The organism is Nitrobacter hamburgensis X14, assembly GCF_000013885.1.
Classification (GTDB): Bacteria; Pseudomonadota; Alphaproteobacteria; order Rhizobiales; family Xanthobacteraceae; genus Nitrobacter; species Nitrobacter hamburgensis.
This window is the reverse complement of sequence record NC_007964.1, coordinates 1,400,647-1,413,588: the sequence shown is the minus strand read 5'-3', so window position 1 is coordinate 1,413,588 and position 12,942 is coordinate 1,400,647. Positions and strand designations below refer to the sequence as shown.

Annotated in this window: 10 protein-coding genes, 1 tRNA gene and 1 pseudogene; 3 read left to right on the top strand and 9 right to left on the bottom strand. The window is 64.0% G+C overall.

The window, feature by feature from the left end; translation table 11 throughout:
- Nucleotides 1–138 precede the first annotated feature (138 nt).
- The 4 genes from NHAM_RS06390 to NHAM_RS06375 form a co-directional block, all read right to left on the bottom strand.
- Complete coding sequence (locus tag NHAM_RS06390) at nucleotides 139–357, bottom strand: PRC-barrel domain-containing protein (RefSeq protein ID WP_011509772.1); 219 nt, start codon at nucleotides 355–357, stop codon at nucleotides 139–141.
- A gap of 304 nt (nucleotides 358–661) precedes the next feature.
- Nucleotides 662–738: transfer RNA gene (locus NHAM_RS06385), tRNA-His, on the bottom strand.
- A 296-nt stretch (nucleotides 739–1,034) separates the two neighbouring features.
- Nucleotides 1,035–1,448, bottom strand: coding sequence for a phasin (locus NHAM_RS06380; RefSeq protein ID WP_011509771.1), 414 nt, complete (start codon nucleotides 1,446–1,448; stop codon nucleotides 1,035–1,037).
- A 256-nt stretch (nucleotides 1,449–1,704) separates the two neighbouring features.
- Nucleotides 1,705–2,088: a phasin gene (locus NHAM_RS06375; RefSeq protein ID WP_011509770.1), complete on the bottom strand. Its 384-nt coding sequence runs from the start codon at nucleotides 2,086–2,088 to the stop codon at nucleotides 1,705–1,707.
- Nucleotides 2,089–2,368: 280 nt separating this feature from the next.
- Here NHAM_RS06375 and NHAM_RS06370 point away from each other — a divergent pair, with 280 nt between their 5' ends.
- Nucleotides 2,369–5,464: a sensor histidine kinase gene (locus NHAM_RS06370; protein WP_011509769.1), complete on the top strand. Its 3,096-nt coding sequence runs from the start codon at nucleotides 2,369–2,371 to the stop codon at nucleotides 5,462–5,464.
- A gap of 158 nt (nucleotides 5,465–5,622) precedes the next feature.
- Complete coding sequence (locus NHAM_RS06365; protein ID WP_347336440.1) at nucleotides 5,623–6,132, top strand: hypothetical protein; 510 nt, start codon at nucleotides 5,623–5,625, stop codon at nucleotides 6,130–6,132.
- A gap of 140 nt (nucleotides 6,133–6,272) precedes the next feature.
- Here the strand turns inward: NHAM_RS06365 and NHAM_RS06360 are convergent, their stop codons facing one another.
- Both NHAM_RS06360 and NHAM_RS06355 read right to left on the bottom strand, forming a co-directional pair.
- Complete coding sequence (locus NHAM_RS06360) at nucleotides 6,273–6,923, bottom strand: 3-oxoacid CoA-transferase subunit B (protein WP_011509767.1); 651 nt, start codon at nucleotides 6,921–6,923, stop codon at nucleotides 6,273–6,275.
- Between the two features lie 96 nt (nucleotides 6,924–7,019).
- Nucleotides 7,020–7,727: a CoA transferase subunit A gene (locus tag NHAM_RS06355; RefSeq protein ID WP_011509766.1), complete on the bottom strand. Its 708-nt coding sequence runs from the start codon at nucleotides 7,725–7,727 to the stop codon at nucleotides 7,020–7,022.
- 215 nt (nucleotides 7,728–7,942) lie between these two features.
- Between NHAM_RS06355 and NHAM_RS06350 the strand changes: the two genes are divergently transcribed.
- Nucleotides 7,943–9,886, top strand: coding sequence for an AsmA family protein (locus NHAM_RS06350; protein WP_041357781.1), 1,944 nt, complete (start codon nucleotides 7,943–7,945; stop codon nucleotides 9,884–9,886).
- A 37-nt stretch (nucleotides 9,887–9,923) separates the two neighbouring features.
- On the opposite strand, the gene NHAM_RS06345 is transcribed toward NHAM_RS06350, so the two are convergent.
- The 3 genes and pseudogenes from NHAM_RS06345 to NHAM_RS06335 all read right to left on the bottom strand — a co-directional run bounded on the left by NHAM_RS06345 (nucleotide 9,924) and on the right by NHAM_RS06335 (nucleotide 12,788).
- The gene (locus NHAM_RS06345) at nucleotides 9,924–10,742 is read right to left on the bottom strand and encodes an ABC transporter permease (RefSeq protein ID WP_011509764.1); all 819 of its coding nucleotides are present in this window, start codon (nucleotides 10,740–10,742) and stop codon (nucleotides 9,924–9,926) included.
- On the bottom strand, nucleotides 10,742–11,656 hold the full coding sequence (locus NHAM_RS06340; protein ID WP_011509763.1) for an ABC transporter permease: 915 nt from the start codon (nucleotides 11,654–11,656) through the stop codon (nucleotides 10,742–10,744). Before NHAM_RS06340 ends, NHAM_RS06345 begins: the two co-directional genes overlap by 1 nt.
- Nucleotides 11,653–12,788: pseudogene (locus tag NHAM_RS06335) on the bottom strand (ABC transporter ATP-binding protein). The gene NHAM_RS06340 and the pseudogene NHAM_RS06335 overlap by 4 nt, the downstream one beginning before the upstream one ends.
- Between the last annotated feature and the right edge of the window lie 154 nt (nucleotides 12,789–12,942).

Genomic DNA, 12,942 nt, shown 5'->3' with positions numbered 1-12,942 from the left:
TTGAATGCGACATTGTTTGCCCGTCAAATCTGGATCGGGTGAATGGCTCTCGACCGTCATCACGGTGGGACAATGTCTTTGACACACCGCCGCTCTGTCGGACGATCCGCCTCTCGGCTGTGCCACGCGGTGCCAGGGCTACGGCGTATCTTTCTCGACAAACTTGATGGTTGAAACCGGCCACTTGCCATTGTGCCCCCGGACCGAAATGCGCAAGCCGTGAATGTCGTCGAGCCAGACGTGCTCGACCGTCCCGGCCTTGCCGTCTGTGAGCACCACGGTCTTGCCGACCAGTTCGGCTTGGGCCTCGCCGAACGCGCGAAGAATTGTTGACGCGTTACGCGTGGCATCGGGCATCGTTTCCTCCAACGATGGCGCGATCTGGCCCGCTTGGGCGACGGAGTCGGTCTTTCACGCGACCGTAACCGTTGATGATCATCGGACACTGGAAGATGTGGGGATGGCTCTCGTCCGCGACCACTATCCGATCCCTGTCTGGGCGCGAGACGCCAGCCATTCGGTTTGTTACGCCGCCGATATGGACTCTGTGTCAGTAGCGAGCAATTCGGTGGGGCTTGTGGTGGGATTAGACAAACCAAACCGGCAACGGTCCGGCTTGCCGATTTTACTGTCTAATATCTTATTGATATTGTTTGTCTTTTGGTACAGTTGGGTGGGCTCGAACCACCGACCTCCTGTTCCACAGACAGGCGCTCTAACCAACTGAGCTACAACTGCATCATGCTCGCGCCCTGAAAAACGGGTTGCGAACGGGGCGGAAACTAGGTGTAACGCCCTGCTTTGGCAAGGCCGCAACGATCCGTTATCGAACCGGCCGCTTAGTTGTTTCTTGCGTCCCTGCGAAAACAGCAACCCGCGACCCTTCGGCATTTGCCTGCCGATGCCAATGGTTCGGCTCCTGCGCAGTATCGAGAGCATTCGGTGCACCGGTCCCCCGCGGGAGACAGCACTGAAACGACAAAACCCGGGCCGACCCGCCCGGGTTTGTCGCGGATCGCGAACGGTCCGTTCGATCAGGCGGCCGGCTGGAACAGCTTTGACGCGCCGGTCTTGATCGGCTCGGCGGTTTCGACCGCGATCTTCTGGGTCAGTTCGGCCAGTTCCTTGGTCTGGGCTGCAAAGGCCTGGATCTGCTTGCGGGTATGGGTACTCCACACCTCAGTCGCATCGGACAGCGACTTCGCGCCGACCAGCTCCTGCAAAAAATCGAAGCCGGCGTTGGCATTGGCCTGACCGAAGTCGAGCAGCTTGGTGGAATAGGTGTGTGCGCCCTTGCTGGCGGCGCTGAACACGGCCTCGATGGCGCCGTTGCCGCTCTGCGCGGCTTCCTTGAATTTCGCGTAGTTGTCGCGGGCCTGCGAAACGCCTTTTTCGGCGAATGCGCGTACCTGCTCGGGGACTTCAAACGGATCGGTTGTGCTGGCCATGACAATACATCCTTCGCATCGGGTGAAACCGGTGTGACCCTGCAAACGGCCATTTGCCCTGGAATCGGCTGGATCGGCGGAAGCGGACCACGGATGCCCGAATCCCGAGATCGTCGATCCCGAGTGCCGGGCAGGCAACTCCTATCCTTATACCATGACAGTTTTGTGCATTGCAATATATATTGCGGCGCGAAACGGCGTTCCGAAGGCTCGAAGGAAAGATTCGAAGCGCTCGGTTTCGAGCCGTGGCATGGCCTCAGCTTTTGGGCTTCCCTGTGTCCATCGCGGCCCGGCCCATGCTTTGCCCTATTTCGCTGGCCTGCTCGCTCAGCGCCCTCATCTGACTCTGCACATAGTCGGTGTGCAGCCGCATCACCTCGGAGAGATCCGTGGCGCGGACAAGGTTCTCGGCGTAGTCCAGCGACGCGGTCACGTTCTGCTGGGCGAAGGAGATCGCCTTGCTGCTGATGTCTCGAACGCTGCCGCGAACGGCCTCGTTACGTTCCTCGATCGAACTGGCGGTCTGCTGGGCTCCGCTGAGAAAGCTCTCGAAGGCCTTGCGCGCCTGCTCAAAACCGGCTTCGGCCATTGATCGCATTTCTTTCGGAATTTCGAAATGGTCACGCCCTTCATCACTCATGGTCGCCACTCCCTGTTGCACGCCCGCCCGCTGGTTTCTTTCGCGGGTGTCTATCGTGAGCCCCTTGCTCCCTTTTGCAACACCTCAACGTGCTGCGGGCCGCAGAGGTCCATGACCGCCGGCCAAATTAAGGTTATCCGGGCTTTAGCGGGGATTACGGAGCAAGAGCCCTCAGTCGGGCCGGACGCGATACTAACGATCTGTTAGGATTATCGCCCGTGAAAGCCGACATGCGTAGCCGCGGCAGGCAACAACCAGAGGCGTCGAACGCACGGTGCCCATGACCAGCGCCGATTTCCAGATGCAGGGAATAGCCGATCCACGGCTGGCCGTTCATGCGGCGAGCGCCCTGCCGGCGTGGCTGTGGTCGCTCGACGGCGCCCGCATCCTGTGGGCCAATCCGGCCGGCGTCTCCGTGTTCGGTGCCGTTCACGCCCCCGCTCTCGCGTCGCAGAACTTCGACCCCGCCGATCCGCACCGGCGTCAGGTGGCGCAGATCGCGGGCCGGCTGCCGCCAACAGGCACGGTGCGGCTTGAACGCCTGCGCGGCTTCGGCGCCCCACTCGGCCGCCTCATCATCTGCGCCTGCGCGCGGCTGAATTTCTCCGACGGCAGCAGCGGCATCCTCATCACGGCCACGGAGCCGACCGGCCGCGCCATGCCGCTGGTCGAACGATTGCAACGACTGATGGACGGCGTCGATACGCCGATCGCCGTATTCACGCTCGACGGTTTGCTGGTCGGCGCAGGCGACGCCGCGCGGCCGCTACTCGGCTTTCGCAGTCTGACCGAGGCCGGGCTCGACGGCGTACGCGAAGACGCGCTGCGTATCGGCCGCGCCGAGACCTCGATCGGACCGGCGCACATGGTGCTGCAACGTGTCGGCAGCGGCGTCGATGTCGGACTTGTCGCCCTGCTGGCGCCAGCCGCCGCAGGCCGCTCCGCCCCGCTTCACACGCCGCAAGCTGTCGGGTCGGCGGGGCATCCCGTCGTCGAGGGGCTGTCCGAACCGGACGATACCCCGTCGCCCGATCACTCGCCGCAGATGCGCCGCCATCCCCTGCGCTTCATGTGGCGGATGGATGCCGAGGGCCGCTTCTCGCTCGGGTCCGACGAATTCACCCGCGTGATCGGCACGCGAACCGCCGCGGGCTTTGGCCGGTTGTGGAGCGAGATCACGGAGGTGTTCGGACTCGATCCCGACGGTCGCGTTGCGAAAGCGGTCGCCACCCGCGACACCTGGAGCGGCATCACGCTGCTTTGGCCCGTCGACGGATCCGGCGCGCGTTTACCCGTCGAACTGTCGGGGCTGCCGATTTTCGATCTCGCACGCAATTTCGCAGGCTATCGCGGTTTCGGCGTCTGCCGCGATCGCGAAGGTCTTGCGCGCATCGCAGCGCATCGGCGTCACGAATTTTTATTCAGCGAGACTTCCCATCCGCTGCCGGCGAGCACATCGACGTCTCCCGACGCAGCGCTCGCCGCTCCCGACTCCTTGCAACCAGCAGAACCGGACACCGTTGTGGAAACGCCCAAGAATGTCCTGCCGTTCAGGTCCCCGACCGACCTGAAACCGCCTTCGCTCACCCCTGTCGAGAACAACGCCTTCAACGAACTGGCGCGCCAGCTCTCGGCGCGGCTGGAGAGCGAGCCGGACACCGCCGCGCCCGATGCTGTCGCCGAACAGCCGGTTGCGCCGGAACCACCCCCACCCCCGGAACCTCCGCCGCAACCACCCGATGTCACCGGACCGCAGGCGGACGGATCGTCTTTGTCCGAACCCGCACCGCAGGCCGGCAGCGCGGGTGACAGCCTCGATCACGATGATTTTGGATCGAATCGATCCAAAATCATGAACGTGATCGATTCCAATATTATTTTAGAGCGGGATGCGGGCGGAAAACCGCTGCACACTTTTCCTCATCCCGCTCTAGTGCTCGACCTGCTCCCGACCGGCGTGATGATCTACCGGCTCGACCGCGTACTTTACGTCAACCCGGCCTTTCTCGCGCAGGTCGGCTACGACGGCCTGCTCGCGCTGGAACAGGCCGGCGGGCTCGACGCCCTGTTGGTCGAATCCGGCATGCCCGCCGCCGACAGCACGCCGGCCACCGGCTCTCCCGTCACCATTTCGGCAACGCCGCCGTCAGGCCCACCGCAGCAGCCGATCGCCGCCCATCTCTTCGTGATTGCCTGGGACGGCGAGCCTGCACATGCGCTGATCTGCGCGGGTGCATCGGCGCCCTCTCCCGTAGGGCACGCCACTGCCGAGGAGCTGGGCGCCATCCTCGACACCACCGCCGAAGGCATCCTGATGTTCGACGACGGCGGGCGCATCACCGCCTGCAACCGCAGCGCCGAAGCGCTGTTCGGCCACTCCGGCGACAGTCTCACGCAGTTCAATCTCGCCGATCTCTTCGCCCCTGAAAGCGAGGGCGCGGTGCGCGACTATCTCAACGGCATCGTGGGCAACGGCGTCGCAAGCCTGCTCGATCACGGCCGCGAGGTATTGGGCCGCGTGCGCGAGGGCGGCTTGATCCCGCTATCGATGACGATGGGCCGGACGCAGGCCGATGGCCCCAACTTCTTCGCCGTGTTCCGCGACCTGTCGCAGGCCAAAAAGATCGAGACCGAGCTGTCGCAGGCGCGGCGGCAGGCCGACCGCGCCGCCAACGCCAAGGCCGACGTGCTGGCGCGGATCAGCCATGAAATCCGAACGCCGCTGAACGCCATTATCGGCTTTGCGGAGGTGATGACGGACGAAAAATTCGGCGCGCTCGGCAACGAACGTTACGTCGAATACATGAAGGACATCCGCGCCTCCGGCGAACGCATCATCGCGTTCATCGACGACCTGCTCGACCTGTCGCGGATCGAAACCGGCAAGCTCGATCTCGCCTTCGTCAACCAGAACCTCAACGAACTGGTCGAGCAATGTGTCGCGGTGATGCAGCCGCAGGCCAATCGCGAGCGTATCATCATCCGCACTTCGCTCGCCCATACGCTGCCGCCGATCGTGGCGGACGCGCACGCGCTGCGCCAGATCGCGCTCAACCTGATCGGAAATTCGATCCATCTCGCCAACGCCGGCGGTCAGGTCATCGTCTCGACGGCGCTCAACGATTTCGGCGACGTCGCACTGCGCGTGCGCGACACCGGGCACGGCCTCAACGAGAACGAGCTGGCGGCGGCGACGGAGCCGTTCCGCACGCCGGCGCCGAGCGATCAGGCATCAGAAAGCGCCGGCGTCAGCCTGTCGCTCACCAAGGCGCTGGTGGAAGCCAATCGCGCGCAATTCAACATCAGGACCGGGCCGCATTCCGGCACGCTGATCGAGGTGGTGTTCGCGCAAGCGAAAGCACTGGCTTCGGAATAGCCACGGCCGCTGGCCCGCTGGCCTCTGACATGTCTGTGGCGTATAGTTGCGAGACTGGTCACGGAGCCCGGATGTCGACGTTCTCAGGCAAATGTAGTCTGTTTTTAGCGGCCGCACTCTGCCTGAGTTGGTCCGCCGCGCGCGCTCAAGGAGCGCCCGTGAAATACTGGATTCCATTTGGACCGTTCGGCTTCGGCGGCGGCGCCGCTGAATCCACCGGCGTGGAGACCTACAGCAACTTTCCAAGCTTTGACGTCGAACAAGCCGACAAGGGCGGATTTTCTGTCCGAGCCTACAGCGCCCCCGCCGGCCCGCTCGCGGGCTTCGGTTGGAACAGCATCGGCGGCGCGTTCGGCAATTTCGGTTCGCTGTCTTATGACAGCACGCAGCTCGGCTACAGCTTCAAAGGCGCGGGCAATATGCCCGTGACGGTGTTCGGCGGTGTCGATACTCTGAAATACGGCCCGGACGCCTTCAACACGATCACGTCCTTCAGCCCCAGCGCCGGCGCGGCAGCCGCTTCCGGCGTCCACGCGGGAGTCGAGATCCGGCCGACGTCCAACCTCAGTCTGTCGTTGTCGGCCGGCTATACGCAATTCCAGCCCGGTCTTGCAGGCGGCGACATCAGTTCGAGCCTCCTGCCCAGAGAACTCGGCGGACGGCGTTAGACTCCGTCACTGTCAGATGGACGCTGGACGTTGGTTCTCTTTCACCTTTCCCCACCGGGGAGAGATGGCGATCTTCCTTACCTGGCGAGTGCTCAGTCCGAATTGAAGAAGCTGGCAAGGCATGGCGTTGCAGTTGCGCTTCAGCCGTCATTCAGCGCGACGCGGAATTCGCCTTCGGTCTTCGCCTTGACCTCGTCCAGCGTAACGCCGTCGGCGAGTTCGATCAGCACCATGCCGTCCTTGCCGTGCTTGTCGATGGTGAACACTCCGAGGTCGGTAACGACCATATCGACGACCTTTTCGCCGGTCAGCGGCAGCGTACACTGCTTGAGCAGCTTGGGGCCGTCCTTGGCGGAATGCTCCATCACCACGACGACTCGCTTGACGCCGGCGACGAGATCCATCGCGCCGCCCATGCCTTTGACCATCTTGCCGGGGATCATCCAGTTGGCGAGATCGCCGTTCTGCGCCACCTGCATCGCGCCGAGGATGGACAGGTCGATATGGCCGCCGCGCACCATGCCGAACGAGTCGGATGAGGAAAAATAGCTGGTGGTCGGCAGTTCGCTCACCGTCTGCTTGCCGGCGTTGATGAGGTCGGGATCCTCCTCGCCCTCATAGGGAAACGGACCCATTCCGAGCATGCCGTTCTCGCTCTGGAGCTGAACGTCGATACCGTCGGGGATAAAGTTCGACACCAGCGTCGGAATGCCGATGCCGAGATTGACGTAATAGCCGTCGCGCAGCTCCTTGGCGGCACGCGCCGCCATCTGTTCGCGGGTCCAGGCCATGGGGGCTCCTGTGCTTATCCAATTCCGCCAATCGGGTCGGCGTTCATTTCATTTCGGCACGATCTGGTTCGGAAAACCGGAAGGCCACTTTCGGGATCATGCCGCCGGTCGCGGACGGGTGTTGCGGAATTCGATGTGCTTCCTGGCGGCGCCGACCTCGACGATACGCTGGACGAAGATGCCGGGCGTGTGGATGTGATCGGGGTCGATCTCGCCTGCGGGCACCAGATGTTCGACTTCGGCGACGGTGACCTTCGCCGCTGTCGCCATCATCGGATTGAAGTTCCGCGCGGTCTTGCGATAAACCAGATTGCCGGCGGTGTCGCCCTTCCAGGCGTGAACGATGGCGAGATCGGCGAACAGCCCGCGCTCCATCAGATATTTCTCGCCGTCGAATTCCCGAACTTCCTTGCCTTCGGCAATCAGGGTGCCGACGCCGGTCTTGGTGAAGAACGCCGGAATGCCGGCGCCGCCAGCGCGGATGCGCTCGGCCAGCGTGCCCTGCGGATTGAACTCGAGCTCCAGTTCGCCGGCGAGGTACTGCTGGGCGAACAGCTTGTTTTCGCCGACATAGGACGAGATCATCTTCTTGATCTGACGCGTTTCGAGCAGGCGGCCCAATCCGACGCCGTCGACGCCGGCGTTGTTGGACACGATTGTCAAGTTCTTCACACCGGAGTCGCGGATCGCATCGGCCAGCGTCTCCGCGATGCCGCACAGGCCGAAGCCGCCGGACATGATCATCATGCCGTCCGTGAGGGTGCCGTCGAGGGCCGATTTGGCGTCTGGGTAAACCTTGTTCATGGGGGCGACCTGAAGGAGGAAGGCGCCGCCTGCCAGCGCGCCGGGCACGATTGATGGCGCGTATTAGGGCAAAATCCTCGCGGTGCGTCAATTGGCGGTATGGGCCGTTCTCACGGCCTTGAAAGCGTCAAGAAAACCAATCAAGTTGCGGGCGCGCCGGACCGGTTCCCGACCGCTCGGCGAGCGTCACTCAACCCCGGATATGTCATTAGACGATGGCCCAAGGAATGAAGCGCCTGGGAATATCGGTCGCGGCCATTCTGGGAGTTGCGCTGATCGGGCTGACCGGGCTGATCTCCATGTCGCGGCTGCTCGACCGCGACGCCTTGCGCCAGGCGGTGGAAACGCAGATCAGCGCCGTAACAGGCCTCGACTTCGTCGCCGACGGCCGCATCGACGTCTCGGTTTTTCCCGGCAGCTATGTCTCGTTCCATGATGTCCGCATCAAGGGCAGCGACGCCGGCGCTCCCGCGCTCAGTGTCGATGTGCTGACCGCCAATCTGCGCCTGCTTCCGCTGCTGATGCAGCGCTTCCAGATCGCCGACATCATGTTGTTGCGCCCTCACATCCGCGTGACGCGCGCCGCCGATGGCCAAAGCAACTGGATCCCGTTCGTGGAAACGATCGCGCGAACCATGAAGCCCGGAGCCGACAGCCCGGTCTCATTCTCGGAAATCCGGGTCCAGGATGGCGAACTCAGCTATGAGGATACCGCCAACGAGGTTTCCGAGAAACTCGGCGACATCGACCTGTCGCTGGCCTGGCCCTCGATCTCCCGCTCGTTCGCCGCGACCGGACAGTTCGACTGGCGCGGCGAACGCATCGACGGCAGCATCAGCCTCAGCGATTTTCTTGCCGCGCTGTCCGGCGAACGATCCGGCCTGAAGGTCAAGGTTGCCAGCGCGCCGCTGAAATTCGCGTTCGACGGCACGGTCGCGAACCCGGTCAGCCTGATGATGGAAGGTACGCTGACCGCCGACAGCACCTCGTTGCGCGAGGCGCTGCGCTGGATCGGACAGCCTCCGCCCGGCAGCGGCGGGTTCGGCCGCTTCGCGCTCAAGGCACGCGCCAGCATGATCGGCGCATCGATCGCGCTGACCAACGTCAACATCGAGATCGACGGCAATGTCGCCGAAGGCGTAATGACCTACGCCAACAACGGACGGCAGACCCTGCAGGCGACGCTGGCAGCCGGCGCGCTCGATTTCACGCCCTATGTCCAGACTATCCGTCTGCTCGCCAGCGGCGCCCGCGACTGGAACAGACAGTTGTTCGATCTGCATGCGCTGTCCGCAACCGACCTCGACATGCGGCTTTCGGCGGCGAAGGTTACCGTCGGCTCGACCCGGCTCGGCAAAACCGCACTCGGCGCCAACCTCCGCAACGGAACGCTGGCGCTCAGCATCGGCGAGGCGCAAATCTATGACGGAATCGCCAAAGGATCGTTCGGCATCTCGCGTGCCGACGCGACCGCCGACGTGAAGGCGCAGTTTCAGCTCACCGACGTCGATCTGCAAGCCTGCGCCAGCGATCTGTTCGGCACCGGCAGGCTCTCCGGGCGGGGCAACCTGAACGTTTCGCTCGAGGCCAAGGGATCGAGCCCGTTCGGACTGGCGCAATCGCTCGACGGGACAGCGACCCTGACCGGGCACGACGGCGCCATCAGCGGGTTCAACATCGAGCAACTGCTGAAGCGGCTGGAGCGCCGGCCGCTCTCCGGCGGCGGCAATTTCCGCAGCGGCAAGACGCCGTTCGACACGCTGAACATCGCCCTCAGTTTCAACGACGGCATCGCAACCGCGACCGATGTGCGCGTCGAGGGGCCGGCCGCGCGTCTCATCCTCACCGGCACAGCCTCGGTGCCGGCGCGCGACTACGATCTCAAGGGCATCGCAAGCCTGACGCCGGCGGCGAATGCCGACAATTTCGACCTGCCGTTCGTGATCCAGGGACCGTGGGACGATCCGCTGATCTTCCCCGATCCGGAAAGCCTGATCCGCCGGTCCAAGGCGTCGGCGCCGCTGCTCGATGCGGTCAGGGACCGCAAGACCCGCGACGCGGTCCGCTCGGTGATCGAGCGTCTGTCCGGTCAGAAAGAGGTTCCCGAAGCGGCCGGTCCAGCCGCCCCGGCAGAGCCCGGAACGTCGCGCACGAACTGACGCTGCTCGCTGCAAGCCAAGACTCGTCGGCCCGGCCTCACAACGGCGCTGCGCTTTCGCCCTGCCGGCTCGACAGTTTCGAGGCCAGCGATGCGGCGATGATGACGACCGCGAGCAATCCGATGATCAATGTGCAGATCGCGTTGACCTCGGGCTTCACGCCGAGGCGCACCTCAGAGTAGATCCGAATCGGCAGCGTCGTCGAGCCGGGCCCGGTGGTGAAACTCGCGATCACCAGGTCGTCCAGCGACAGCGTAAAGGCCAGCATCCAGCCCGCGGCGATCGACGGCAGGATCAGCGGCAGCGTCACTTTAACGAACGCTCGCAGCGGATCGCAGCCGAGATCCATCGCGGCCTCCTCGAGGCTTCGATCGAGCGATCCGAGTCGCGACTGCACCACCACGGCGACGAAGCACATGGTCAGCGTGGTATGCGCGATCGTGACCGTCCAGAACCCGCGCTCGGCATCGACCGCAACGAACAGCAGCAGCAAGGACAGCCCGGTGATCACCTCGGGCATCACCAGCGGCGCGTACAGCATTCCGGAGAACAGCGTGCGCCCGCGGAAGTTATCGGCGCGCGTCAGGGCTACCGCGGCGAACGTGCCGAGGATGGTGGCGGCCGTGGCCGAGACCGCGCCGACCCGCAGGCTCATCGCGGCCGCGGACAGCATCGCGGCATCGTTGAAAAATTCGAAGTACCAGCGCAGCGACCAGCCGCCCCACACCGTCACCAGCCGCGAGGCGTTGAACGAATAGATCACGAGAACGACGATCGGCAGATACAGAAACGCCAGCCCGAGCGCGAGCGAGGTGACGTTGAACGGCGACAGTCTGGCGAGCGCTGGCTTTGCCATCACCGCCTCCCCTCGAGCTGGCGGCGCTGCATCCGCTCATAGACGAGAAGCGGCGCCAACAGCAGCACCAGCAGCACGACGGCGATCGCCGACGCCACCGGCCAATCGCGGTTGGTGAAGAATTCCAGCCACAGGGTCTGCCCGATCATCGGCGAATCCGATCCCGCCAGCAGATCCGGAATCACAAACTCGCCGACGATGGGGATGAAGCACAGCAGCGCGCCCGCGGCGATACCCGGCAGCGACAGTGGAAACGTCACCAGCCAGAACGTCGCCAGCCGCGAACTACCGAGATCGGCGGCGGCCTCCAGCAGCGCCGAATCCATTTTGGCCAGCGTCGCATAGAGCGGCAGGATCATGAACGGAAGATAGGAATAGACGATACCGATAAACATCGCGGTGTCGGTGGACAGCCACACCACCGGCGCCGACACCAGATGCAGCGCCAGCAGGACCTTGTTCAGAATACCGTCGTGCTGGAGGATGTTGATCCATGCATAGACGCGTATCAAAAACGAGGTCCAGAACGGCACGATCACCAGAATCATCGCGAGCGGTTGCCACCGCGCCGGCAGCCGCGACATGCCGTAGGCGATGGGATAGCCGACCGCGAGCAGGATTGCCGTCGATGTCAACGCGACGACAACGCTTCGCAGGTAGGACAGGATGTAGATATGGTCCGACGCGAGCAGCCTGAAATTCTCGAGCGACAGCGCCGCGACGGCAGTTTTGATGGCGGCCATGCCCTGGGTCGGATCGAACACCGGCAGATAGGGCGGCTGTGCGATGGCCGTGTGGGACAGGCTGATTTTGAGCACGAAGCCGAACGGCAGCAGGAAGAACAGCAGCATCCACAGAAACGGCGCGACCGACGCCCTGCGGGCCGGAACCGAGAAAAGACGCCGCCCGCTCATCGGTCGAGCACCACGCAATCGTCCGGCGCGAACCACGCCACCACGCGCTGCGCGGCATAAAAGGCATCGACGTCGAGCCGCGCGGTGTTGGCGACCGACGCGCACAGCAGCGTGCCGCAGTCGAGCCTGACCTGATAGCGGGTCTGACCGCCGAGATAGCTGATGCCGGCGACGACGCCTTCCAGGCGGTTGATCTCCGCAGCTTGGCCCCCATCCGGCGCCCCCTCGCGCCGCGACAAGCGAACCTTCTCCGGACGGATCGCAACGCAGACCTGGTCTGCCGTCAACGTCTGCAAGGCCGCCGCAGCGGTCACGCGGCCGGCTGACTGTGTCGCGACCGTCACGCGGCCGGCGTCGCGCGATTCGACCTTGCCCTCGATGATGTTGATGCCGCCGACGAACCCGGCGACCCAGCGCGAATTCGGCGCTTCATAGAGCTGCCGCGGCGTCGCCACCTGTTCCAGACGCCCCGAGTTCATGACCCCGATGCGATCCGCCATCATCATCGCTTCCTCCTGATCGTGGGTGACGATGATGAAGGTCATGCCGAGCTGGCGCTGCAGCCGCATCAGTTCGGCTTGAGTATTGTCGCGCAGCTTCTTGTCGAGCGCCGCGAGCGGCTCGTCGAGCAGCAGCAACCGTGGACGCCGCGCCAGCGCGCGCGCTGCCTCTGCCCGCCCGAGAGCTGGTCGGGCTTGCGCTTTTCCATGTCCTCGAGCTTCACCAGCGCGACCATTTCCGCAACGCGGCTCGCGATTTCCGCGCGCGGCAAGCCCGCGCGCTTCAGCCCGAACGCAATGTTGTCGCGCACGCTGAGATGGGGAAACAGCGCATAGTTCTGGAACATCATGTTGACGGGACGTTGATGCGGCGGAACGCCGGCGATGTCACCGCCATCAAGGAGGATTCGCCCGGTATCAGGCGTCTCGAATCCGGCCAGCATCCGCAACAGTGTGGTCTTGCCGCAACCGCTCGGCCCAAGCAGCGCGAAAAACTCCCCTGCCCTGATGTCGAGCGACAGCCGATCGACCGCGGTAAATCCGTCGAAGCGCTTGACGACCGCATCGACCTGCAACAGCGGCGTGCCGGCCAGCCCGGCCGCATCGGGGCTAAGTCTCGCCTCGTCAGTCATTCCATCCCGTCTCGTTTCGTGATGAAGGTCCGTGATCCGATTCCAGCAGTCGCAATTTCAGCGCGCCTCCTTGCGAATGGCGGAATCAAACGACCACCGGCAATACACGTTGCCGGCGGAGTTTTGGATGCGGCATTCGCGCCCGGAGATTGCG

Coding starts and splice junctions, on each gene's coding strand:
- NHAM_RS06390 (WP_011509772.1), bottom strand. CDS start 357: ATGCCCGATGCCACGCGTAACGCGTCAACAATTCTTCGCGCGTTCGGC.
- NHAM_RS06380 (WP_011509771.1), bottom strand. CDS start 1,448: ATGGCCAGCACAACCGATCCGTTTGAAGTCCCCGAGCAGGTACGCGCA.
- NHAM_RS06375 (WP_011509770.1), bottom strand. CDS start 2,088: ATGAGTGATGAAGGGCGTGACCATTTCGAAATTCCGAAAGAAATGCGA.
- NHAM_RS06370 (WP_011509769.1), top strand. CDS start 2,369: ATGACCAGCGCCGATTTCCAGATGCAGGGAATAGCCGATCCACGGCTG.
- NHAM_RS06360 (WP_011509767.1), bottom strand. CDS start 6,923: ATGGCCTGGACCCGCGAACAGATGGCGGCGCGTGCCGCCAAGGAGCTG.
- NHAM_RS06355 (WP_011509766.1), bottom strand. CDS start 7,727: ATGAACAAGGTTTACCCAGACGCCAAATCGGCCCTCGACGGCACCCTC.
- NHAM_RS06350 (WP_041357781.1), top strand. CDS start 7,943: ATGGCCCAAGGAATGAAGCGCCTGGGAATATCGGTCGCGGCCATTCTG.
- NHAM_RS06345 (WP_011509764.1), bottom strand. CDS start 10,742: ATGGCAAAGCCAGCGCTCGCCAGACTGTCGCCGTTCAACGTCACCTCG.
- NHAM_RS06340 (WP_011509763.1), bottom strand. CDS start 11,656: ATGAGCGGGCGGCGTCTTTTCTCGGTTCCGGCCCGCAGGGCGTCGGTC.